Source organism: Streptomyces sp. NPDC101165, assembly GCF_044768135.1.
Classification (GTDB): domain Bacteria; phylum Actinomycetota; class Actinomycetes; order Streptomycetales; family Streptomycetaceae; genus Streptomyces.
Window position 1 is genome coordinate 55,361 of record NZ_JBIWPG010000008.1, and the last position, 22,397, is coordinate 77,757.

The window sequence follows — 22,397 nt, forward strand, 5'->3', positions numbered from 1 at the left end:
CTCTGCATCTGAAGGTCGACGCCCTTCGTGCGGACGTCACGATGCAGCTGCGTGTGCCCCCGCCGCCCGAGCCTCCCGCCTCCGGCGGCCGCGCACAGCGTCGGCGCAGCGAACGCCTCCCGGCGCGCGACCGCGTCATGGTCGCCGCCGCGTCCGCCCTCGCCCGGCTGCGTGCCGTCGCCGGCCCCCGGCTCGCGCCGCTCGCCCCGTACGCCCGTCGCCTCAGACCGCTGTACCCGCGCCCCGGCCGTATCGGCTGGCGTCGCTGGATACCCTCCTGGCGCCAGTGGCTCGGCGCCGTGCTGTCCGGCTTCGCCGTGATCAGCATGTCCCTGTTCATCGCCTACGAGATGACGGACATACCGAAGAACCTCAACACCTTCGCCACGCAGCAGGACAACATCTACTTCTGGTCCGACGGGACGCCGATGGCCCGCACCGGCTGGGTGCGGCGCCAGGACATGCCCCTCAAGGACATACCCGAGCAGGTGCGCTGGGCGGTGCTCGCCGCGGAGAACGCGAGCTTCTACTCGGATCCCGGTATTTCCGTCAAAGGCATCACCCGCGCCGTATGGCGCACCATCGGACAGGGGGACACCGAGGGTGGTTCCACGATCACCCAGCAGTACGTCAAGAACGTCTACCTGAATCAGAACCAGACGGTCAGCCGTAAGTTCACCGAGGCGATGATCTCCCTCAAGCTCGACAACAAGATGAGCAAGGACGAGATCCTGGAGGGCTACCTCAACACCAGCTGGTTCGGCCGCGGCACCTACGGCATCCAGCGCGCCTCCCAGGCCTACTACGGCAAGGACGTCAGCAAGCTCAACGCCAGCGAGGCGGCCGTACTCGCCTCCATGCTGAAGGGCGCCGCGCTCTACGACCCCACCCTCAGCGAGGCCAACCACAAGCGGGCCGTCGAGCGCTGGTCCTGGATCCTGGACCGGATGGTCGACATCGGCAAGCTGTCGCCGGCCGAGCGGGCCCAGTACAAGACCTTCCCCGAGCCGCTCAAGTCGGGGCGCGTCTACGACACCGGCACGCAGAGCGACTATCTGGTGGAGCTGGCCCAGCAGTACGCCAAGAAGTCCGCCCACATCTCCGACCGGGACTTCGACCTCGGCGGCTACCAGATCTACACGACCTTCGACCGCAAGCGGGAGACCGCGCTGACCAGCGCTGTCGCCAAGGCCCGTGAGCAGGGGAAGAAGGGCCACCCCGAGCAGGCGAGGACCGCCCACTACGGCGCCGCCTCGGTCGCCGCCGACGGCCGGATCCTCGCCGTCTACGGCGGTCCCGACCACCGCAAGCAGGGCTACAACGAGTCCAACGCGACCACCGTCAAGGCCGGCTCGGCGTTCCTGCCCTTCGTCTACGCCGCCGGTCTGGAACACGGGGTCCACAAGACCCGTGGCGGACCCGCGACGCCCGTCACACCCGAGACCGTCTACGACGGCGACGACGGCGTCCCGGTCACCACGCCCGAGGGCCCCTACTGGGACCGCAGCGGCAAGAAGGTCGCCGCCCACAACGACGGTGAGAAGTCCTACGGGCAGATCACCCTGGGCAACGCCCTCGCCCAGTCGGTGAACACGCCCTTCATGCAGCTCGGCATGGACACGGGCCTGGACAAGGTGAGCGAGACCGCCGTGGCGGCGGGCCTGCTCTCCTCCAGCATGGGTCCGCAGGTGCCCGCCCTGTCGATGGGCAACTCCACACCCAGCGCGATCCGGATGGCGAGCGGATACGCCACCTTCGCCGCCTCCGGCACGCACACCGAGCCGTACTCGGTGCGCCGCATCACCCGCAACGGCACCCAGGTGCCCCTGGCCACCCCACGCCCGCAACGGGCGGTGGGCGCGGACGTCGCCGAGAAGGTCGAGCGCGCGCTGACGCAGTCCTACCGCGTCGCCCACCCGACGAGCACGGCCCAGGTGTCGGGCAAGGCCGGCACCACCGACGACGACAGCGCCGCCTGGTACGTCGGCACCTCCGCGTCCGTGTCCACCTCCGTCGTCGTCTACCGCATCGACCTGACCAAGTCCCTGGAACCCCTGTCGCTCGACGGGTTCGCCGGAACCACCACCGACGACGTCGACGTCCCGTACGGCATCTGGGCGCACGCCACGGGCCTCGGCTGACCCCCGAGGCCCCGCGCCGACCTCCCTCCCCTCGCACCAGAATGAGCCGCCGCATGAACAAGAAGCCGCAGACCGGCCGTCGCCGCCGGGCAAAGTCCCGCCCCCGTCCGAACGGCCTCGGGATGCGGACCCTGGCCGCCCTCCTCGCCGTCGCGTCGGCGATCGCGGGCTACCTGGTGCTCAGCCACCGGGACAACACCGCGCCCACCGCCGCCAGCAAGGACACCTCCGGAAAGGCCGCGCCGAAGCCCGGCAAGACGCCCGCGTGGGACGGCAGGACGAAGATCCTCGGCGACGGCTCCACCTCCTACACCGGCCCCCAGAAAGGGCAGTTGGTACCCAAGCCGCTCAAGCCGGGCGAGAAGCCGCCCCAGTTCGTCGTCTTCTCCTGGGACGGCGCTCTGGAGGGCAGCGACCACCTCTTCTCGCACTACCGGGAGCTGGCCAAGGAGTACGACGCCCACATGACCTTCTTCCTGACGGGCATCTACCTGCTGCCCAAGGACAAGAAGACCCTCTACCACGGCCCGCAGCACGAGCCGGGCGACGCCGCGATCGACTACGCGACCGACGACCACATACGCACCACCCTGGAGCAGCTCCGCGAGGCCTACGACCAGGGCAACGAGATCGGCACCCACTTCAACGGCCACTTCTGCGAGAAGAAGGGCGGCGGCGACTGGAGCGTCGAGGAGTGGAAGAGCGAGATCGACCAGTTCTACGACATCGTGGAGCACTGGAAGACCAACACCGGCTTCAAGGACATCGCGGCGCTGCCCTTCGACTTCAAGAAGGAGGTCGCCGGCGGCCGCGCGCCCTGCCTGGAGGGCCAGAAGAACCTGCTGAAGGCCATCAAGGCCTATGGCTACGGCTGGCGCTACGACGCCAGTTCCACCGGCGACTTCCAGATATGGCCCACCAAGAAGAACGGCGTCTGGAACTTCCCGCTCCAGCTGCTCCCCTACGAGGGCGGCAACTACCAGGGCCTGTCGATGGACTTCAACTTCCTCGCCAACCAGTCCGACGGCCAGACCGACGGCAATCCCGTCGACTACCCGCAGTGGGAGAAGGAGACCGTCGACACCTACATGGCCGGCTTCAACCGCGTGTATTACGGCAGCCGGGCACCGCTGTTCATCGGCAACCACTTCGAGAGCTGGAACGGCGGCATCTACATGAAGGCCATCGACCAGGTCGTCAAGAACGTGTGCACCAAGAAGGGCGTCAAGTGCGTGTCCTTCAAGGAACTGTCCGACTGGCTCGACGTGCAGAAGCCGGCGACCCTGCAGCAGCTGCGCGCCCTTGACCCTGCGCAGTCGCCGCGTGACTGGTCCACGGTGGTCAAGTGACCTTGGTGCGCCGCAAGTTCCACTTGTGCAACCCCCTTCACAACTGGCGCACACGTCATGCGAAGATGCCCTCGCCCGGTCGGTGTGCCGGTGTAGAGGGGAACATCATTGAAATCGAGAAAACTGAGCCGTAAGGGGCGTCGCGCCGGCATAGTCTCGGTCGCGGCCGCCTCGGTCGTCGCCGGTGTGGCCCTGGTGCCCAACTGGAGCGCGGGTGCGGCGGTCGTGGACGACCCGACGGTGGACGCCGCGACCAAGGCGACCTTCCAGAAGCTGGCCGACGCGGTCTTCACGGACCGCACGGACGCCCTGGTGGACCGGAGTGACCAGCACCGGTCCAAGCCCTTGGTCTCCGCCTTCTCCGGAGACGTCAAGCTGTCCTCCGGGCAGTCGCGCCAGGAGAACTCCGCGCTGACCGAACTGCGCGGCCGCCAGTCCCGCCTCGCGAAGCTGGGCGAGAAGTACAGCAAGGCCAGCACCCGCGTCACGCTCGACGCGACGCGCGTGACCGGTCGTACGGCCAAGGCCGATGTCACCGAGACCACGGCGCTGACCTACGCGAAGGTCAAGGGCACCGAGCCGAAGACCACCGGCTTCCAGGCCCACCACGAACTGACCTTCAAGGCCGACCAGCAGGGCAACTGGCAGCTGACCAGTGTCCGCGACACGGACGGCGGCTACCTCGCGGTGAACCAGGTCGCGAAGCCGTCCTCCGTGAAGGCCAGCCCGGCCGACGACGGTCCGCCCGATGCGCCCCGTGCGGCCACCACGTGGCCCGCGCCGGCCAACCGGAAGAACGTCACCACCGGCGCCTACGACTACAAGGCGATGGTGGCGTACGCGACCAAGTACTGGAAGAACTACAACCCGGACTACCCGGACTACAACGGGCAGGGAGCGGGCGGCGACTGCACCAACTTCGTCAGCCAGTCCCTGAAGGCGGGCGGCTGGAAGCATGTGCCCGGCTACACGAACGACTTCCACAAGTGGTTCGGCAACGCCGACATCCAGTCGGACTCGTTCGTCGGCGTCAACGAGTTCTCCTGGTTCGCCCTGTCCTCCAAGCGCGTCACCAGCCTGGCCAACGTGTACCAGCTGGACATCGGTGACGTGCTGCAGATGGACTTCAACAGGGACGGGTCCAAGGACCACTCCATGATCGTCACGTACCGCAGCCCGCAGGGCGTGCCGTACGTGACGTACCACTCCAACAACACCTACAACCGGTCGGTGGCGAGCCTCGTCGCGTCGTACCCCAGCGCGGCTTTCTACGCCTACCGCACCTGATCCCCGGTCGCATCGGCCCGCTGCTCCGCGTCGGGGTGGCGGGCCCGCCAGTACGGGTTGTCGTGCGGCAGGGTCGAGCCGACTCTGCCGTACATCCCGAACACCATGAGCAGCACGCCGACCACGAAGCTGAACAGCACGTTCTGGATCTTGAAGGCCAGGAAGTTGTAGCTGCCGTCGAGCAGGGCCAGGTTCAGGAAGCCGCTCAGGATGAACAGGATGCCCAGCGTCATGTTCAGCGTCGACGCGAAGTTCCCGCCGATCACCATCCCGACGCAGAGCAGCAGCCCGACACAGACGGACAGGACGCTGAGCGTGCCGTTGGTGTTCAGGCCCAGGGCGGTGTTCCCACCGGTGTCGAAGAAGCCGATGTTGTCGGTGAGGCCGAGAATGCCGAAGGCGAGCAGGAACAGGCCCATCAGGCCCGCGCCGATCCGGTAGACCGTGTTCAGGCGATGGTCGACGGGGAGATGATCGTCGAACCGGATCCGGTGACGCTCTCCCGTGTGCATGGTGTGTGAGGCCATCTTCGCCTCCCTGTGCGTGCTGGCGGCGGCCCTACGTACCTCCACCCAATATCCGCCCGGCGCGGCTCGGGGGCAACGGCTCAGTGCCCGGGGCCCCCGCGCTCCTCCCGGATCTGCGCCACCACGCGGGCCGTGCTCTGCCGCACGGCGTCCGTCTCGGTCAGGAAGTGCCAGTAGTCGGGGTGCCGGCCCTCCAGCGTGCCGATCGCCCGCTCCAGCCGCGCCACCGCGTCGTCCAGCGGCCGCGCGTGCCGCGGATCCGGGGTCGCACGGCCGGTCATGGCCAGCCGCTGGGCGTCCCGGATCGCGAACCGGGTCCGCTGGATCTCCTGCTCCGGATCCTTCTGTACGGCGTTCAGCCGGGTCAGCCGGTCACCCGCGGCCGACACGGCCTCGTCCGTGGTGTTCAGCAGCGCCCGTACCGTCGACAGCAGCGAGGTGGCGTCCGGCCAGCGCTGGGCGTCCCGGGCGGACTGGGCCTCGCGCAGCTTCAGCTCGGCCTGCCGCACGTTCTCCGCGGCCTGCGTGGGCACCTGCTGCAGGTCCTGCCAGCACGCGGCAGCGAACCGCCGCCGCAGTTCGCTCAGCACCGGGTCCACCTGGCCCGCCCGGGTGGTCAGCGCCTGGGCCCGGGTGCGCAGGCTCACCAGCCGGTGGTCGATCTCGGACGCCTTCGCCGGCAGCCGCTCCGCCTCGGCCCGGATCGCAGCGGCCTCCCGCTGCACCCGCTCGGCCCGCTCCAGCGTCGGCGCCACCCCGTGCTGACCGGCCCCCTGGTTCATCTTGGTCAGCTCGGGCGAGAGCACGGCGAGCCGCGCGGCGAGGTCGTCGGCCCTGAGGCCCTTCTCCCGTACGGCGTCCAGCGCGTTGCTCGCGCCGAGCAGCGCCTGCCGAGCCCGCTCCACGGCCGGGGCGAGCCGGGCCAGCTGGGTCTCGGCCTTGCCGAGCAGCGGCCCGAGCGAGCTGCCGAAGCGGTCCAGCTCCTGCTTGACCCGGACCAGTTCGTCCTTGGCCGCGGTCAGCTCGCCGCGCGCCCGGGCGGCCGCCGTGGCCTCCAGGTCGTCCCGGTCCAGGTCATGGGCGTCCACGGCCTGGATGTAGTGCTGGCTGACCTCGTCGATCCGGCCGCCCAGCGCCGCGAAGTCGGCCACCGCGCGCCGGGCGGCGGGGGAGTCGTCGACGGCCGAGATGGTCTCTATGGAGATCCGGAGGTCCCGCTGGGCCGTGTCCAGCTCGTAGAACGCTGCCGCGGCGGCGTCCTTCGCGGCCTGCGCCTCGGCCCGCTGGCTCTCCGCGCGACCGCCGAACCAGCGCCGGGTGCCGCCGCCGGCGAACGCGGCCGGCAGCGCGAGCGCGGCGAGCACCGGCAGGCTCATCAGGGTGAGGGTGTCGCGCAGAGCCGAGGGGGCTCCCGAAGGAGGGTACGACCTCGTCGCCGGCGTGCCCGGTGTCGCCGTCACATCCCTCTCCCGTGCTGTTGTTCGCCCTGGGTGGTGTCATTCTCCCACCCGTTCAGGACGAACACACGGGCCGGTCAGTTCGCCGTGTGCACCGTCACTTTTCCGTCCGGCGGGAGCTGTCCCCGCCCCGGACGGGGTTTGCGGCCCCGCCCCCCTGGCCATGTAGGCTGTCGACCTGTCCCGGGTGCGTAGCTCAGGGGTAGAGCGCCTGCCTTACAAGCAGGATGTCGGCGGTTCGAAACCGTCCGCGCCCACCAGAAGAAGCGAGAAGCCCCCCGACCGGTCCCGGTCGGGGGGCTTTCGTGTCACCTCTTGTCCCCGGCTCACTCCTTGTTCTCCGCCGCCTCTTCGTGGGCGTGCTTCAGCTTCGTGCGGGCCTCGACCCGCTCCGTCGCCGTGACCTCGGACCAGAAGCGGTGGCCGCTGACGAACACCGCCAGCTCGTGCTCGCGCTGCCGCAGCTTCTCGACCTCGGCCTGCTCGTCCGCCGTCCAGCCGGGGGAGGCGGGCCGCTCCACCTTCCGCCAGCCGTTGTCGTCGCTGAAGCCGTCCCTCGGCTCGACCGACCAGGGCAGCCGCTTGAGCAGGGCCGACAGCTCGGCCCGGACCTGATGCAGCTCCTCCTGACCGGCGAGGAGGTCACTGGGGAATTCATAGGTCGTAGCCACGCGGCAATGCTACGCCTGTTCGATTTTGAGTGGCGAGTTCGGTCGGGAGGTTCACGCGAACGAGTAGTGCCCGCTCCCCCCGGCTCAGTGGCCTGCGGCGCGCAGCTCCCGCACCAGGCGGGCCGCCACCGGCACCGGTACGTCGTGCCGGTCCGCCGCGCGCAGCAACGCGCCGCCGATGGCGTCGAGTTCGAGGGGTCGGCCCGCCTCGGCGTCGCGCTGCATGGAGGACTTGGCGGCCGGCGGGAAGGCGTCGTACCGGGCCAGGGCCTGGGCCGGGTCCGTGGGGGCGCCGCAGGCCCGGCTGACCGCGGTGGTCTCGGCGACCAGGGCCTCCAGCTCCGCGCGGTGGCGGGTGCGGATCTCGCCGAGAGGCAGGCCGTGACGGGTGGTGAGCAGGGCGAAGGGCGCCAGGAAGGACATCTTCGACCAGAGGGCCGTCGTCTCGTCCTCGAGGACGCGGGTGGTCACGCCCGCGCCGGAGAGGGTGCCGGCCAGGGCTTCGAGGCGGGGGCGCGGGGCCGTGTCGCCGGTCAGGTCGACCTCCACGAAGTCGCTGCCGTGTTCGATCAGGCCGGGGGCCAGGCGGGTCGACTCCACTCGGATCACCGCGGGGGCCACGCGGTCGGGATGGTAGACGGTGCGCAGGGCCGCGGGGTGTTCGACGCCGTTCAGGAGCGGTACGACGAGGGCGTCGCCGAGGACGGCGGACGGGACGCGGGTGAGGGCGGCGTCCAGGGTGGTGTGCTTGACGGCGATCACGCAGGCGTCCACCGGCTCGCGCAGCTCGGTGTCCGCCTCCACGGATGCGGTGAAGTCGCCGAACTGGCGGCTGCGGACCTGGATTCCGGTGTCGCGCAGGGTGTCGGCGGTGGCCTGCCGGGCCAGGCAGATGACGCGGTTGCCGGCGCGGGACAGGAGGGCGGCGAGGAGGCCGCCGGTGCCGCCGGGGCCCAGGATCGCCACGGTGTGCTTCGTCATGAGGATGTTCCTCTCGTCGGTCGGCCCCGGGAATCGGTGGCCGCCTTCGGTGGGATCTTCGCAGGGGCGCGCGCCGTGCGTGAGACTGGGGGCATGTGCCGGAGTATCAAGACGCTGCGTCCGCCCGTACTGCCCGGTGACGCCACCGAGGACGACATCCACGCCGCCGCGCTGCAGTACGTGCGGAAGGTCTCGGGGTTCCGGGCGCCCGCCGCCCACAACCGCGAGGTGTTCGAACAGGCCGTGCAGGCCGTGGCGGAGGCCACGGCGGAGCTGCTGGGCGGGCTGGAGGTGCGGGGGCAGTCCGTGCGAGGCGCGGCGGGATAGGGCCCGCATGCGCAGATGCCCGCAGCGGCGGCCGGTCGCCGCCCGGGTGGGTCGCGCCGCCCGTGCCATCGCCGGGCGCTTGAGTCTCCCGCAGGGGGAGACCCGAAGGTGGGGTCATGGACGGCGGCACCCTGTACTCGATCGGTGAGCTGGCCCGGCGTACCGGGCTGACGGTCAAGACGATCCGGCTCTACTCCGATCGCGGCCTGGTGCCGCCGGCCGACCGCACGCCCGCCGGTTACCGCCGCTACGGCCCGGACGCCGTCGCCCGTCTCGCCCTCGTACGCACCCTGCGCGAGCTGGGGCTCGGCCTCGACACGATCCGCCGTGTCCTGGACCGGGACCTCCCGCTCGGCCGGGTCGCCGCGGAGCATGCCGCTGCCCTGGACGCGCAGATCGGCATCCTGCGGCTGCGACGGGCGGTGCTGGTCGCGGCGGCCGGGCGCGAGGCCACCTTCGAGGAGATGGAACGCATGCACCAGCTCGCCACCCTGTCCGAGGCCGAACGCCGGCGCCTGATCGACGACTTCCTCGGTGCCGTCTCCGGCGGCGGCGCGGACCGTACGGGGCCGGCCGCGGCCGCCCTGCGGTCGCTGACTCCCGAGCTGCCAGACCGGCCCACGGAGGAGCAGGTCACGGCGTGGGTGGAGTTGGCGGAGCTGTCCCTGGACCCGGACTTCCGGGCCCGGATGCGGGGGCTGGTCGAGGAGTACGCGGGCGAGCGGTCCGACGGCGCCGCCGTGCCGCCGCGGCCGGACGTCGTCGCCGTCACCCGTGACGTCGTGGCGACGGCCGTGTCCTCGGGAGTCGCCCCGTGGTCTCCGCGGGCCGAGCCCGTCGTCGCACGGCTCACCGCGGCCTGCGCGGCCACCGTCGGCCGGCCCGACGACGCCGAGCTGCGCACCTGGCTGATGCGTCGCCTGGCCACGGTGAACGATCCCCGCCGGGACCGGTACACCCGACTCCTCGCCGTGATCAACGGCTGGCCCGCACCGGAACCGCTGACTCCCGTGATCGAATGGGCAGTTGAGGCGCTGAGCACGGGAAAGGCCCGGTGACAGAGCCGTCGAGCGATCGGGAGGACCGCATGTCCACGGCACGACTGGAAGTGGCCGCCACCCCCTCGGGCCCCGGTCTCCTGCTGAGGCCGTGGCGCCCGGGAGACGCGGCCGCGCTGGTCGAGGCGTACCGCGACGACGCCCTGCGCCACTGGACCAGCGGGGTGGTGGAGGACGAGGCGAGCGCGGCCCGGTGGATCGGGGAGCAGGCGCGCGGGTGGGAGGAGCGGCGCCGGTTCGCCTTCGCCGTCGTGGAGTCCGGCCCCGAGCCGGAGCGGGTGCTGGGGCACGCGGTCCTGAAGTTCGCCGAGGCCCCGGGCGCCCCCTCCGCCGAGGTCGGCTACTGGACGGCGGCCCCCGCACGCGGCCGGGGAGTGGCGCCGCGCGCGCTGCACGCGTTGACCGACTGGGCCTTCGCGGCCTTCGGCGGGGACGGGCTGACCCGCCTCGAACTGCTCCACCAGGCGGACAACGCGGCCTCGTGCCGGGTCGCGCAGAAGTGCGGGTACGCGTTGGCCCGGCTGCTTCCGGCGGCGCCGCCCGCCTTCCCGCTCGCCGGGCATGTGCATGCGCGGGAGTACGGCCAGGAGCACGGAGCCGTCGCGCCCTGAGTGTGCGTCCATGACCGGAATGACGGACAACTCGGGCCAGCGAAAGGCGACTTGAGGCGGACGGGCCCAGGGGTCTTTCCGCTGGGCAAGACCCGGACAGGCATGATGAGGCGGACCGTCCGCTTCCTGAGGGCGGTCTGCTGCCATGCGCCCCACACGCCCGGGAGTCACGCCGTTGTCTGCACCGATCCGGGAATCCCCCACGGTCTCCGTCGCCCTGGTCGGGGCCGGACCCCGCGGAACCAGCGTCCTGGAGCGCCTCTGCGCCTCCGCGCCGGAACTCCTTCCGCCGGGCGCCCGGCTGACGGTCCACGTGATCGACCCGGCGCCGCCCGGCCCGGGCCGGGTCTGGCGGACCGCGCAGCCGGCCGAGCTGCTGATGAACACCGTGGCGAGCCAGGTGACGCTGTTCACCGACGCCAGCGTGGACTGCTCGGGCCCGATCCGCCCGGGCCCCAACCTGCACGAGTGGGCGGACGGCGAGCTGGGCCCGGACGACTACCCCACCCGCGCCCACTACGGCCGCTATCTGGAGTGGGTGTTCGCGCGGACCGTCCGGACGGCCCCGCGTGCGGTGCGCGTCGAGACCCACCGGGCCCGCGCCGTACGGCTGGACGACGGCCCCGGCGGCGGTCAGACGCTCACCCTCGACGACGGCCGGGTGCTGTCCGGACTGACCGCGGTGGTCCTGGCCCAGGGACACCTGCCGACGGCGGCGGACGCGGAACAGGGGCGGGCGGCCGGACACGCCGAGCGGCACGGCCTGCGCCACATACCGCCCGCCAATCCGGCCGACGTCGACCTCACCCCGCTCGCGCCCGGTGAACCGGTGCTGCTGCGCGGCCTGGGCCTCAACTTCTTCGACCACATGGCCCTGTTGACCACCGGCCGGGGCGGCCGCTTCGCCCGCGCCGCCGACGGCGTCCTGCGCTATCGGCCCTCCGGGCAGGAGCCACGCCTGTACGCGGGATCCCGGCGCGGGGTGCCGTACCAGGCGCGCGGCGACAACGCGAAGGGCCCCTACGGCCGTCATCTCCCGCTGGTGCTCACCCCCGAGGTGACAGCGGGCCTCCGCAAGCGCGCCGACTCCGGTGCGGCGCCCGACTTCCTCACGGAGGTATGGCCGTTGGTCGCGAAGGAGGTGGAGACGGTCTACTACGGCGCGCTGACCGGCCGTCCCGACTTCGCCGACCGCTTCCTCGCCGTGCCGCACGGCGATCCCCGGGAGGTGGCGCTGCTGGAGGAGTTCGGGGTCGGCGCCGAGGACCGCTGGAGCTGGGAGCGGATCTCCCGGCCGTACGGGGAGCGGGAGTTCACCGAGGCCGGGCAGTGGCGGGCGTGGCTGCTGGCGTATCTGCGCGAGGACGCGGCCCAGGCCGCCCTGGGCAACGTACGCGGACCGCTGAAGGCGGCCCTGGACGTGCTGCGCGACCTGCGCAACGAGATACGCCTGGTGGTCGACCACGGCGGCCTGACCGGCGGCTCCCGGCGTGCGCACCTGGACCGCTGGTACACCCCGCTCAACGCCTTCCTGTCCATCGGCCCGCCCCGGCGCCGGATCGAGGAACTGGCGGCCCTGGTCGAGGCGCGCGTGGTCGAGGTGTTGGGGCCGCGTCTGGAGGTGCGGGCCGAGCAGGGGGCGTGGGTGGCCCACTCGCCGGCCGTACCGGGGTCGGCGGTGCGTGTGACGACCCTCATAGAAGCGCGTCTTCCGGAACCCGATCTGCAGCGGACGGCCGACGAGTTGCTCGCGGGACTGCTGGCGAGCGGCGCCTGCCGGCCGCACACCGTGGACGGTTACGAAACCGGAGGGCTGGACGTGACACGACGGCCCTACCGTCTGATCGACCGTCAAAGTCTGGTGCACGCACGGCGGTTCGCGTTCGGTGTGCCGACGGAGGGCGTGCACTGGGTGACCGCCGCGGGCGCCCGTCCAGGGGTGGATTCGGTCACGCTTTCGGATGCCGACGCGGTGGCGCGAGCCGTCCTACGTGCGGCCGCGGCCGATACGGAACCGCAAGCGGAAGTGGAACCATGGCCAAATGTTGAACTTGCAAGCATGAGTTAGGCTCGCCTAACCTGGTCCCTCGTTCGGTACCGCCGCCCCCACGACCGGCCCGTCCCCGGCCGGCCGGCCACACCGACACCGAAGAGGAGCAACCCCCCATGTCCGCACGCCTCAACTCCGCTCAGCCGTACGTCATCGGCCTCTTCCGCATCGTCGTCGGCCTGCTGTTCGCCGTGCACGGTGCCGCCTCGCTCTTCGGCGTCCTCGGCGGCGCCGCCGGCACCGACGGCGGCACGATCCCGTCCGGCACCTGGCCCGGCTGGTACGCGGCCGTGATCCAACTGGTCGCCGGCGGCCTGGTCCTGCTCGGCCTCGGCACCCGCGGCGCCGCGCTGATCGCCTCCGGCTCGATGGCGTACGCGTACTTCGACGTCCACCAGCAGGCCGCCCTGTGGCCCATCCAGAACGGCGGCGAGCTGTCGGTCCTGTTCTGCTGGACCTTCTTCCTGCTGGTCTTCACCGGCTCCGGTGCCTTCGGCCTGGACCGGCTGTTCACCCGGCGCGCGGGTGAGACGCAGCGGTCGGCCGCGGAGCGGGCCCCGGTGGCCGCCTGACCGCCCCGCCCCGCCCGGCGACGGCGCCCTTGTCCCGCTGTGCGGGGAGGGGCGCCCTCGTGCGTGAGTAGATGCGTGAACACGCTGTGTCGATCACATGTGCCCCCCACGAACCTCCTGTCACACCCCCGGCGTACGCTGTATGGCTGTCATGGGGGAGCAATGGGGGAGTTGTCGTGTGGGAGAGCGTGGGGTCACTGGCCGCCGGTCCATGGATCTACGCCATGGTGGCCCTGTCGGTACTGCTCGATGTCTTCGTGCCCGTGCTGCCGAGCGGAGTGCTCGTCATCACGGCGGCCACGGCGGCGGCGGCGGGTACGGGCGCGGCGACGGGTGACGTGCCGGACATCTTCGGCCTGATCCTCTCCGCCGCGACCGCCTCGGTCCTCGGTGATCTGGTGGCCTACCGGCTGGCCTGGCGGGGCGGTGAGCGCCTGGACCGCGCGATCGCCCGGTCCCGCCGTCTGACCGCCGCGCAGGAACGTCTCGGCGAGGCCCTGTCCCGCGGCGGCGGCGCCCTGGTCGTCCTGGCCCGCTTCGCCCCCGCCGGCCGCTCGGTCGTCTCGTTCTGCGCGGGCGCCGCCCATCGCCGCGCCCGCGACTTCGTGCCCTGGTCCGCCCTGGCGGGTCTGTCCTGGGCCGCCTACAGCGTCGCCCTCGGCTACTACGGCGCCCGCTGGCTGGGCGCCACCTGGCTGGCCACGGGTGTGTCGGTGGCGGCGCTCTTCGGGGCCGGGGCCGCGGCCGGCTACCTGATGCGGCGGCGGCCGGCGTAATCGTCCGGACAGCCGGCCGCCCTCCGCGACGGCCCGCCCGGAGGCGGGGTCGAGGAGGGCGGAGGAGCGGCAGCGGTCAGCAGCTCGCCAGGTAGTTCGTCAGCGCGGTCTTCTCCGCGGAGTCGACCGAGAGGTCGTAGTAGTACTTCACCTGCACCCAGGCGCGGACGTAGGTGCAGCGGTAGGACGTGACCGAGGGCATCCAGGTGGCCGGGTCCTGGTCGCCCTTGGCCTGGTTCACGTTGTCGGTGACGGCGATGAGCTGCGGGCGGGTCAGGTCGTTGGCGAAGGCCTGGCGCTGGGCGGTCGTCCACTTGCCGGCGCCGGAGTCCCAGGCCTCGGCGAGCGGGACGAGGTGGTCGATGTCCAGGTCGGAGGCGGCGGTCCAGGTGGCGCCGTCGTACGGGGAGTACCAGCTGCCGCTGGTGGCCGCGCAGGAGGAGTCGGTGACGACGTTCGAGCCGTCCCGCTTGAGGACCGTCTCGCGGGTGTTGCAGGAGCCGCTGATGGTGATCCAGTGCGGGAACAGGGAGCGGCTGTAGCCGGTGCGGTTCTCGGTGGCCACGGTCAGCTGGGCGAGGTAGCTGCGGGCGGTGGCGGCGCTGACCGGGGTGGGGAGGGCGGCGGAGGCGCTCGGGGAGTTGAACAGGGCGACGGAAGCTATGAGTCCGGTAAGGGCGGAGAGTATGCTCAGGCGTCGACGCGCGTAGAACTTCGGCATGCGAACTCCCTGGTGGGGTGGGGGTGTTGGAGCGCGAGCGAGGGAATGCTCGCGGTGCCGTGTTACTGGAAGGTGAGCGCTCGGTAAGAACCTAGTGACGTGTTCATGACACGACAAGCTTTACGGCGGAACTTTCGTGTCGCGTACACTGGGATGCGCAGAAGGGGAGTAGCTCTTCGCCGGACCGTCGACATACTGCTCAGCCAGCCTGAGCCGGCGCCCGGAGGCGGGTCCTTCCAGGACCGCCCAGCGAGACCTTCGGCAAGCAGTGCACGCCCGTGCCCCACGGCATGGGCGCCGAGTGTGCTGCCATGCCGAGGTGTCTCATGTGAGGTTCAGCACTCTCGGCGGGGCAGCCCCCGACCGATTGAGGAATGTTGATCAGCATCACCGTGACGGCGCTCGTGTTCGGCGTCATCTTCCTTGCCGAACTGCCGGACAAGACCGCGCTCGCCGGCCTCGTCCTCGGCACCCGCTACCGCGCCTCGTACGTCTTCGCGGGTGTCGCCGCCGCCTTCCTGCTGCACGTCGTGCTCGCCGTCGCGGCGGGCAGCGTGCTGACCCTGCTGCCCCAGCAGATCGTGCACGCGATCACCGGCGTTCTCTTCCTCGGTGGCGCCGCGGTGCTGCTGATGCAGAAGGGTGGGGCCGATGATGACGAGGAGATCCGCAGGCCGGCCGACCAGTCCTTCTGGAAGGTCGCGGGCACGGGTTTCATGCTCATCCTCGTCGCCGAGTTCGGTGACCTCACCCAGATCATGACCGCCAACCTCGCCGCCCGTTACGACGACCCCATCTCTGTCGGCCTCGGCGCGGTCCTGGGCCTGTGGGCCGTGGCCGGGCTCGGCATCGTCGGTGGAAAGGCCCTGATGAAGCGGGTGCCGCTGCGACTGATCACGCAGATCGCGGCCCTGCTGATGCTGGGGCTCGGCGTGTGGAGCCTGTACGAGGGCGTGGCGGGCTGAGTTGAACGGTCGGTGAACGCTCCGCGGAGCCGGTGGCGGAGCCGGGCCATGTTTTGTACCGTGGAGGAACAAAGTGGCCCCCGCCCGTTTTCCCTGACCGGCGGGCGGGGCCGCCTTGTCCCGTTCTCCCTTTTTGGAGCTGCCGATGTCGGCCACCGCCCCCACCGTCCTCACCGCCCGCGCCCTCCTGCTCGACATGGACGGCACCCTCGTCAACTCGGACGCCGTGGTCGAGCGCATCTGGCGGCGCTGGGCCGAGCGGCACGGGCTGGACGGCGACGAGGTGATGGAGGTCGTCCACGGGCGGCAGGGCCACGCCTCGATGGCGGTGCTGCTGCCCGAGCGGCCGGTGGAGCAGAACCTCGCCGACAACGCCCGCATGCTCGCGGAGGAGACCGCCGACGTGGAGGGTGTGGTCGAGGTCCCGGGTGCGGCTGCGTTCCTCGCCTCGTTGCGGGGTGTGCCGCACGCGCTGGTCACCTCCGCCGACGTCGCCCTGTCCACCGCGCGTATGGCCGCCGCCGGGCTGCCGCTGCCCGAGGTGCGGATCACGGCCGAGTCGGTCGGAGCGAGCAAGCCCGACCCCGAGGGCTTCCTGAAGGGCGCTGCCGAGCTGGGGATCGACCCGGGGGAGTGTGTGGTCTTCGAGGACTCCGGCGCCGGTGTCGCGGCCGGCCGGGCCGCTGGTATGCAGGTCGTCGGCGTAGGGCCGCGGGCCGGCGCCCATGGGCCCGATGCCGTCGTACGGGATCTCACGCAGGTGCGGGTCGAGGTCGTGGGGGACGGGTCCGTCCGTCTGCACGTGGGGTGAGCCGGGTTTCGCTCGCTTCTCGACCCACCGAGTCGGGTGGTGGGTGGGCATAGGGCGGAGCCCCCTGGGGCGGGGGCTCATGGCTCCGTTGTTTCCGACTCCAGGCTCTCCCGGGTGGCCGGCCCGTACACGCCGAGGGGGTCGTCCGTAAGGCCCCGGGCCCACTGGTACGTGCGTACCGCGTCCTCCACGGGGCGCGTGAAGACGCCGTTCGCGTCGTCGTCGTAGAGGTTCAACTGCTTCAGGCGAAGCTGGAGTTCCGTGACCTCCGGACCCTTGTCGCCACGCTGCAGCACCGGCGCGGAGGCGGTGGGCGCCGCGTTCGGGGTGCCCTTGGCCGTCGCCGAGGGGGTGGGGGAGGCGGAGGGGGACGGGCTCTGGGAGCGGGTCGGGGTCGGGGTCGGAGAAGCCGACGTGGCCGTGGGCGTCGGGGTCGGGTCCGGCGAAGGGGACGCGGGCGGTGCGGAAGAGTGGGGCGAGGCAGGCGCCGCCGGGGCCGACGAGGTGCCCGGTGCCGTCGTCTCGGGGACGCTCGGGCGTACCTGCTGGGCCGCCCGGTCCCGGGCCGGCGGGTGGTACGAGAACAGCCCGCTCGCCATGCCGGCCGCCGCCACGACCGCGATCGCCGCACCGGCGACGGACAGCAGGACGGTACGGCGGGAACGCCGTCGGGGCTCCCCGTCCGCCGGGCCCGCCTCCGACGCGTGCGGTGGCTCCTGCTCGAAGAGGCTCAGGTCGGCGGTGCTCGCGCCGGGCATCGGGCGCAGGGGAAGCGTGGCCTCGACGGCCGGCACCGGGCGCGTCTGCGCGGCCGCACTCTCGTCGGCGGCACCCGCGCCCGCGACCTCGACATACGGGCGGATGCGCAGCGGGTTGAAGTCCTCCGCCGCTGCCGCCTGCGCCGTACGCGCCTCGCGCAGGGCGTCCGACGCCCGCTGGGTGCAGTCGCAGGACGGGGTGTTGTCCGCCCCCCTCGGCGCCCCGCATTCCGGGCAGGTGTGGCCCGTCGGTTCCGTCACGCGTAAGTCCCCTCCCCTCGGGAACTCCCGAGTTTATGCAGAGGTCCTCCACATCCACCGAACCGGGACACGCGGCAAACCGGCCACAGAGGGACCTCAACAGGCCATAAACGGCCACACCGCCGAGGATGGTAGGAGTCCCCGAGCCCCGGGAGGTCTCCATGACCCTGGAAACGCACGGTACGGCGAAGGAGATGAAGGCGGCCGAGCAGGTCCCCGGCAACGTCTTCGTCTCGATCGGTGCCCTCCTGCTCGGACTGCTGCTCGCCGCGCTCGACCAGACCATCGTGTCGACCGCGCTGCCCACCATCGTCAGCGACCTGGGCGGGCTGGAACATCTGTCGTGGGTCGTCACCGCCTATCTGCTCGCCTCGACCGCCGCCACCCCGTTGTGGGGCAAGCTCGGTGACCAGTACGGGCGCAAGAAGCTGTTCCAGACCGCGATCGTGATCTTCCTCATCGGGTCCGCGCTGTGCGGCATGGCGCAGAACATGCCGGAGCTGATCGGCTTCCGGGCGCTGCAGGGCCTCGGCGGCGGCGGGCTGATGGTGCTGTCGATGGCGATCGTGGGCGACATCGTGCCGCCGCGGGAACGCGGGCGCTACCAGGGGCTGTTCGGCGCCGTGTTCGGTGCGACCAGCGTGCTCGGACCGCTGCTCGGCGGGCTGTTCACCGAACACCTCAGCTGGCGCTGGGTGTTCTACGTCAACCTGCCCGTCGGCGTCGTCGCCCTCGCCGTGATCGCCACCGCCCTGCACATCCCGCGCCGGGCCGCGCACCACGTCATCGACTACCTCGGTACGTTCCTGATCGCCGCGGTCGCCACCTGCCTGGTGCTGGTCGCCTCCCTCGGCGGTACGACATGGGCGTGGGGCTCGCCGCAGATCATCGGGCTCGCCGTGCTGGGTGTCGTCCTCGCCGTCGTGTTCGTCGCCGTCGCGCGGCGGGCCGCCGAACCGGTCCTGCCGCTGGGGCTGTTCCGTATCCGCACCTTCACCCTCGCCGCCGTCATCAGCTTCATCGTCGGCTTCGCCATGTTCGGCGCGATGACCTATCTGCCGACCTTCCTCCAGGTCGTGCACGGCGTCTCGCCGACCATGTCCGGCGTGCACATGCTGCCAATGGTGATCGGCCTGCTGCTGTCCTCGACCGCCTCCGGGCAGATCGTCAGCCGCACCGGCCGCTGGAAGGTCTTCCCGGTCACGGGCACCGCCGTCACCGCCATCGGCCTGCTCCTGCTGCACCGGCTGGACGCGCACAGCTCGACCGCGGTGATGAGCATCTACTTCTTCGTGTTCGGCCTCGGCCTCGGCCTGGTCATGCAGGTCCTCATCCTCATCGTGCAGAACGCGGTCTCGTACGAGGACCTGGGCGTCGCCACCTCCGGCGCCACGTTCTTCCGCTCCATCGGGGCCTCCTTCGGCGTCGCCATCTTCGGCACCGTCTTCGCGAGCCGCCTCGGCGACAATCTCGCCGACGCCTTCCGGGGCGTGCGTCTGCCGCCCGGTGTCTCGGCCGACGCGCTCCAGTCCGACCCGCGCGGCATCGCCGCCCTGCCGGCCTCGCTGCGCCCGGCGGCCCTGAACGCCTTCTCGTCCTCCATCACCGACGTCTTCCTGTACGCCGCCCCGGTCGCCTTCCTCGGCTTCGTGCTGGCGTGCTTCCTGAAGGAGGACCGGCTGCGCGGCTCGGTCACCGCGCCGGACGTCTCCGAGACCATCGCGCCCAACCCGGTCGAACGCTCCTCCTACGACGAGGTGTGCCGCGCGCTGTCCGTGCTCGGTACCCGCGAGGGACGCCGCGAGATCTACCGGAAGATCACCGAGCGGGCCGGGTGCGACCTGCTGCCCGCCGCCAGCTGGATGCTGCTGCGCATCCGCAGGTACGGCTCGGTGGAGCCGGGGCAGCTCGCCGAGCGCACCGACGTCCCGATGCAGACCGTCCTCGACGCCGCACGCCAGCTGGAGGTGCGGCACCTGGTCGACCGCCAGGGCCTGGACCTGACGCTCACCGAGTCCGGCCGCGAGGCCGCCGAACGGCTCGCCGAGGCCCGCGAGGAGTCCCTGGCCGAGCTGCTCGGCGACTGGTGGCAGCCGGGCCGCTCCACCGACCTGGTCCAGCTGGTGAAGGAACTCACCGGCGAACTGTGCGGCTCGGAGCGTGAGCGACCCCGCGACGGGGCGCCGACCAGGCTCAGTTGACGATCCCGGGGGCCGACAGGTCCTTGCGGAACCAGTGTTCGGCGTACCGGTCGTCGTTGTGGGGCGCGGTCTCCGCGTAGCCGAGGCGGGCGTACAGGGTGCGGGCCTCCACCAGGTCGCTGCGGGTGTCGAGGATCAGCTGCCGGGCCCCCAGGGCGCGGGCGGCCTCCTCGGCGGCGGCGACCAGGAGCGCGGCTCCGCCCCGGCCGCGCATCCCCTCGTACACGAACACCCGGGTGAGTTCGGCCGTGTCGGCGTCCAGCAGTCGTACGCCCGCCGAGCCGGCCGGCTCACCGTCGTACCGGGCGATCAGCAACTGCCCGGCGGGTGGCGCGAGTTCGGCGCCCGCCTGGGCCGCGATCTCGCGCTCCAGCTCGTCCGGGTCGGTGCGGTGCCCCTCGTGCAGGAGGTACCAGCGGTCGCTGACCTCCGTGTAGTACGCCCGCCACAGTGCGGCGGCGGCCGGGCAGTCGTACGGTTCCGGGGCGATCGTCCAGGTCATGCGGGCCATTCTCGGGCGCCGTCACGGACCCTCCGCAAGCGAATATGCGGGACCTCCGGCGAGTCCCGGATGAACCGCCCTCCGGGTGTCCTCACCGAGACTGTCCGTCGTGAACCGAACCGATCGTCTCTACGCCCTGGTCGAGGAGTTGCGTGCCGCCGCACCCCACCCGCGCAGTGCCCGCGCGCTGGCCCGGCGCTTCGAGGTCAGCGTCCGCACCATCGAGCGCGACCTGCTGGCGCTGCAGCAGTCCGGGGTGCCGATCCACGCGGAGCCGGGCCGCACCGGCGGGTACGTGCTCGACCGGGAGCGCACCCTGCCCCCGCTGACCATCACCCCGGCCGAGGCGACCGCTCTGGCCGTCGGGCTGCACGCCCTCGCCGGGACGCCCTTCGCGGCGGACGCGCGCAGCGCGCTGCACAAGGTGCTGGCCGTGATGCCCGGCCGGGAGCGGCGGGCGGCGGCACAGCTGGCCGGGCGGGTGCGGCTGCTCGTACCGGCCGCGCGCCCGGCCCGGAGCACCGAGCCGGTGGTGCCCGCCGCGCTGCGGGAGGCGCTCTCGGCGGGGAAGGTGCTGCGCCTGGAGTACGCCGACGCGACGGGCGCCGCCACCGCCCGCGACGTCGAACCGCTCGCCTTCCTCGGCGGCGAGGGGCACTGGTACCTGGCCGCCTGGTGCCGGCTGCGGGACGCCCCGCGCGGCTTCCGCCTCGACCGCATCCGTACGGTCACGGCGCTCGACGAGCGGGCCCCGGAGCGCGCCGTCGACCTGGCCGCGCTCGACACCCTCGGCTCGGACCTCGTCCCCCTCGGCGAGCTGGGAATGTGACGGCAATCACCGACAGGGGGGTGTCGTGGGCGAGGCGGAGGCTGGTGTCCGTTCGGAACAGCGATCACCCACACCGGAGGCACCACACATGACGACCACGGCATCCCCGAACCCGACGGCCGGCACCCTCACCCCCGCCACCGGCAGCACCCTCTTCGACCGCTGGACCGCCCTGTGGAACGGCGACTTCAGCGACCCGGAGGCCTTCCTCGCGCCCGACTTCCGCATCCGCTTCGGCAACGACCCCGACGACGCGGCCACCGACGGGATCCACGGCCCGGCCGGCATCGTCTCCTTCATCTCCGCCTTCCGTACGGAAAGGCCGGGACTGAGGTATGCGGTCGAGGGGACCCCGCTGGTGGACGGTGTTCTGGGGCAGGTCGCGTCCCGCTGGTACGTGACCGGGCCGGGCGGGGTCCACAAGAGCGGCATCGACCTGTTCGAGGTGGTGGACGGGCGCATCGCGACCGTGTGGTCGGTGACCGGGCTGCGCCGCTTCGCGCCCTGACGGCCGTTTGTGGCCCGCCCGCCGGGGTCACCCGGGGGGAGAACCGGCGGAAGGAGAGGTGGGCCATGGTCAAGGACTGGGAGGCCGGGCCCGTGCGGCCCGCACCCGCTGTGGACGACGAGATGCCCGAGGACGGGCTCGGCGTGCCCTCGCCGGGTGAGATCACCGCACGCGAGGCGGCGACGACGGAGGGCCGGGCGGCGGACGCCTGGCCGGCGCCGCCCGGCCCGGAGGGCGTCGGGCTGCGCGTCCCGCTGCTGCCGCACGAGGAGCGGGAGCAGTGGGAGACACGGCTGCTGCAGACGGCGGCCGGGTTCGTCGACGCGCCGCGTGCCGCGGTCGAGGAGGCCGACCGGGAGCTGGAGGAGATCGCCGCACGGTTCTCCGAGGCCGTGACGCGGCGCCGTCGGACCCTGCGCATGTCCTGGCAGGAAGGAGTGGAGAGCGACACCGAGCAGCTGCGCCTGGCCCTGCGGGACTACGAGGAGCTGGCCGGACGCCTGCTGCACTTCTGACCGGCTACCCCTCCGACGCCGGAACGTCCCCCGTGGCGGTGGCCCTCCGCTGCCGCCACTCCCGTACGACCTCGTCGACGTCGTACGGTTTCTTGCCCAGCGGCGGGCCGGGCGGCGGCTTGAACATCATGTCGCGGATCTTCACGTTGACGTCGGTGATGATCTTCCGGACGATCCGCTCCGAAGGTGCCGCGTAGGCCGCCGCGAGCGCGTCCTCCGCCTCCTTGCGCAGCGCCAGCGCCGGCGGCAGCACCGCCAGCCCCTCGCGGGCCATCTTCCGTTTGACCCACCACAGTTCGTCGTACGTGGAGTCGACGTCGGCGGGCAGCGGCTCGCCCGCGCCCGTCAGATGATCGAACTCACCCCGCTGCTGGGCGACGCGGATCTGGTGATCGACCCAGGACTCGAACGGGACACCCGGTGGCTTTCGCTCGGTCATGAACCCATTGTGCCGGACGCAGCCCGGCCGGGCGTTTTATCATGCGGCGGCGGTGCACACAGACACCGCACAAGGACGTT

The 22,397-nt window shown here is 71.8% G+C and carries 23 protein-coding genes and 1 tRNA gene; 16 read left to right on the top strand and 8 right to left on the bottom strand.

The window, feature by feature from the left end; translation table 11 throughout:
- Positions 1 to 2 precede the first annotated feature (2 nt).
- The 3 genes from ACIRVH_RS18300 to ACIRVH_RS18310 all read left to right on the top strand — a co-directional run bounded on the left by ACIRVH_RS18300 (position 3) and on the right by ACIRVH_RS18310 (position 4,777).
- The gene (locus ACIRVH_RS18300; protein WP_403954911.1) at positions 3 to 2,141 is read left to right on the top strand and encodes a transglycosylase domain-containing protein; all 2,139 of its coding nucleotides are present in this window, start codon (positions 3 to 5) and stop codon (positions 2,139 to 2,141) included.
- A 53-nt stretch (positions 2,142 to 2,194) separates the two neighbouring features.
- A complete protein-coding gene (locus ACIRVH_RS18305) occupies positions 2,195 to 3,490 on the top strand; it encodes a hypothetical protein (protein WP_403954094.1) in 1,296 nt (431 codons plus the stop codon).
- Positions 3,491 to 3,598: 108 nt separating this feature from the next.
- Positions 3,599 to 4,777: an amidase domain-containing protein gene (locus tag ACIRVH_RS18310; RefSeq protein ID WP_403954096.1), complete on the top strand. Its 1,179-nt coding sequence runs from the start codon at positions 3,599 to 3,601 to the stop codon at positions 4,775 to 4,777.
- On the opposite strand, the gene ACIRVH_RS18315 is transcribed toward ACIRVH_RS18310, so the two are convergent.
- Entirely contained in the window at positions 4,765 to 5,304 is a 540-nt protein-coding gene (locus ACIRVH_RS18315; protein ID WP_403954099.1) for a DUF4383 domain-containing protein, read from the bottom strand. The two genes, ACIRVH_RS18310 and ACIRVH_RS18315, sit on opposite strands and share 13 nt — an antisense overlap.
- Before the next feature lie 80 nt (positions 5,305 to 5,384).
- Entirely contained in the window at positions 5,385 to 6,764 is a 1,380-nt protein-coding gene (locus ACIRVH_RS18320) for a hypothetical protein (protein ID WP_403954102.1), read from the bottom strand.
- A gap of 182 nt (positions 6,765 to 6,946) precedes the next feature.
- Between ACIRVH_RS18320 and ACIRVH_RS18325 the strand changes: the two genes are divergently transcribed.
- Positions 6,947 to 7,021 (top strand) — tRNA-Val (locus ACIRVH_RS18325).
- Positions 7,022 to 7,087: 66 nt separating this feature from the next.
- Here ACIRVH_RS18325 and ACIRVH_RS18330 read toward each other — a convergent pair.
- Both ACIRVH_RS18330 and ACIRVH_RS18335 read right to left on the bottom strand, forming a co-directional pair.
- Entirely contained in the window at positions 7,088 to 7,432 is a 345-nt protein-coding gene (locus ACIRVH_RS18330; RefSeq protein ID WP_403954104.1) for a hypothetical protein, read from the bottom strand.
- A gap of 84 nt (positions 7,433 to 7,516) precedes the next feature.
- On the bottom strand, positions 7,517 to 8,413 hold the full coding sequence (locus ACIRVH_RS18335) for a ketopantoate reductase family protein (RefSeq protein WP_403954107.1): 897 nt from the start codon (positions 8,411 to 8,413) through the stop codon (positions 7,517 to 7,519).
- Between the two features lie 93 nt (positions 8,414 to 8,506).
- Here ACIRVH_RS18335 and ACIRVH_RS18340 point away from each other — a divergent pair, with 93 nt between their 5' ends.
- From ACIRVH_RS18340 to ACIRVH_RS18365, 6 genes are all read left to right on the top strand, one after another.
- Entirely contained in the window at positions 8,507 to 8,740 is a 234-nt protein-coding gene (locus tag ACIRVH_RS18340; RefSeq protein ID WP_403954109.1) for a DUF2277 domain-containing protein, read from the top strand.
- Between the two features lie 116 nt (positions 8,741 to 8,856).
- The gene (locus tag ACIRVH_RS18345) at positions 8,857 to 9,798 is read left to right on the top strand and encodes a MerR family transcriptional regulator (RefSeq protein WP_403954112.1); all 942 of its coding nucleotides are present in this window, start codon (positions 8,857 to 8,859) and stop codon (positions 9,796 to 9,798) included.
- 29 nt (positions 9,799 to 9,827) lie between these two features.
- A complete protein-coding gene (locus tag ACIRVH_RS18350) occupies positions 9,828 to 10,409 on the top strand; it encodes a GNAT family N-acetyltransferase (protein ID WP_403954115.1) in 582 nt (193 codons plus the stop codon).
- 145 nt (positions 10,410 to 10,554) lie between these two features.
- Positions 10,555 to 12,477, top strand: coding sequence for an FAD/NAD(P)-binding protein (locus ACIRVH_RS18355; protein ID WP_403954118.1), 1,923 nt, complete (start codon positions 10,555 to 10,557; stop codon positions 12,475 to 12,477).
- Between the two features lie 98 nt (positions 12,478 to 12,575).
- On the top strand, positions 12,576 to 13,031 hold the full coding sequence (locus ACIRVH_RS18360; RefSeq protein WP_403954120.1) for a DoxX family protein: 456 nt from the start codon (positions 12,576 to 12,578) through the stop codon (positions 13,029 to 13,031).
- A 176-nt stretch (positions 13,032 to 13,207) separates the two neighbouring features.
- Positions 13,208 to 13,807, top strand: a complete 600-nt coding sequence (locus ACIRVH_RS18365; protein WP_403954123.1) for a DedA family protein — start codon at positions 13,208 to 13,210, stop codon at positions 13,805 to 13,807.
- A 76-nt stretch (positions 13,808 to 13,883) separates the two neighbouring features.
- Here ACIRVH_RS18365 and ACIRVH_RS18370 read toward each other — a convergent pair whose 3' ends face one another.
- Positions 13,884 to 14,528 carry an HNH endonuclease family protein gene (locus tag ACIRVH_RS18370; RefSeq protein WP_403954125.1) on the bottom strand — a complete coding sequence of 215 codons (645 nt, stop codon included), beginning with the start codon at positions 14,526 to 14,528 and terminating at the stop codon, positions 13,884 to 13,886.
- 377 nt (positions 14,529 to 14,905) lie between these two features.
- Here ACIRVH_RS18370 and ACIRVH_RS18375 point away from each other — a divergent pair, with 377 nt between their 5' ends.
- Together ACIRVH_RS18375 and ACIRVH_RS18380 are read left to right on the top strand one after the other, a co-directional pair.
- On the top strand, positions 14,906 to 15,493 hold the full coding sequence (locus tag ACIRVH_RS18375; RefSeq protein WP_403954914.1) for a TMEM165/GDT1 family protein: 588 nt from the start codon (positions 14,906 to 14,908) through the stop codon (positions 15,491 to 15,493).
- Between the two features lie 145 nt (positions 15,494 to 15,638).
- Positions 15,639 to 16,304, top strand: a complete 666-nt coding sequence (locus ACIRVH_RS18380; protein WP_403954127.1) for an HAD-IA family hydrolase — start codon at positions 15,639 to 15,641, stop codon at positions 16,302 to 16,304.
- Between the two features lie 77 nt (positions 16,305 to 16,381).
- On the opposite strand, the gene ACIRVH_RS18385 is transcribed toward ACIRVH_RS18380, so the two are convergent.
- Positions 16,382 to 17,323 carry a peptidoglycan-binding protein gene (locus tag ACIRVH_RS18385; RefSeq protein ID WP_403954129.1) on the bottom strand — a complete coding sequence of 314 codons (942 nt, stop codon included), beginning with the start codon at positions 17,321 to 17,323 and terminating at the stop codon, positions 16,382 to 16,384.
- Between the two features lie 161 nt (positions 17,324 to 17,484).
- On the opposite strand from ACIRVH_RS18385, the gene ACIRVH_RS18390 reads away from it, so the two are divergent.
- Positions 17,485 to 19,524, top strand: a complete 2,040-nt coding sequence (locus tag ACIRVH_RS18390) for a DHA2 family efflux MFS transporter permease subunit (RefSeq protein WP_403954131.1) — start codon at positions 17,485 to 17,487, stop codon at positions 19,522 to 19,524.
- Here ACIRVH_RS18390 and ACIRVH_RS18395 read toward each other — a convergent pair.
- Complete coding sequence (locus ACIRVH_RS18395) at positions 19,517 to 20,035, bottom strand: GNAT family N-acetyltransferase (protein WP_403954134.1); 519 nt, start codon at positions 20,033 to 20,035, stop codon at positions 19,517 to 19,519. The genes ACIRVH_RS18390 and ACIRVH_RS18395 overlap by 8 nt on opposite strands.
- Positions 20,036 to 20,135: 100 nt before the next feature.
- On the opposite strand from ACIRVH_RS18395, the gene ACIRVH_RS18400 reads away from it, so the two are divergent.
- The 3 genes from ACIRVH_RS18400 to ACIRVH_RS18410 all read left to right on the top strand — a co-directional run bounded on the left by ACIRVH_RS18400 (position 20,136) and on the right by ACIRVH_RS18410 (position 21,878).
- Positions 20,136 to 20,855, top strand: coding sequence for a helix-turn-helix transcriptional regulator (locus ACIRVH_RS18400; protein ID WP_403954137.1), 720 nt, complete (start codon positions 20,136 to 20,138; stop codon positions 20,853 to 20,855).
- 88 nt (positions 20,856 to 20,943) lie between these two features.
- On the top strand, positions 20,944 to 21,363 hold the full coding sequence (locus tag ACIRVH_RS18405) for a nuclear transport factor 2 family protein (RefSeq protein WP_403954140.1): 420 nt from the start codon (positions 20,944 to 20,946) through the stop codon (positions 21,361 to 21,363).
- A 65-nt stretch (positions 21,364 to 21,428) separates the two neighbouring features.
- The gene (locus tag ACIRVH_RS18410; protein WP_403954143.1) at positions 21,429 to 21,878 is read left to right on the top strand and encodes a hypothetical protein; all 450 of its coding nucleotides are present in this window, start codon (positions 21,429 to 21,431) and stop codon (positions 21,876 to 21,878) included.
- A 4-nt stretch (positions 21,879 to 21,882) separates the two neighbouring features.
- Here the strand turns inward: ACIRVH_RS18410 and ACIRVH_RS18415 are convergent, their stop codons facing one another.
- Positions 21,883 to 22,317 (bottom strand): DUF1992 domain-containing protein, encoded by a 435-nt coding sequence (locus tag ACIRVH_RS18415; RefSeq protein ID WP_403954145.1) that lies wholly within the window; start codon positions 22,315 to 22,317, stop codon positions 21,883 to 21,885.
- Positions 22,318 to 22,397 lie beyond the last annotated feature (80 nt).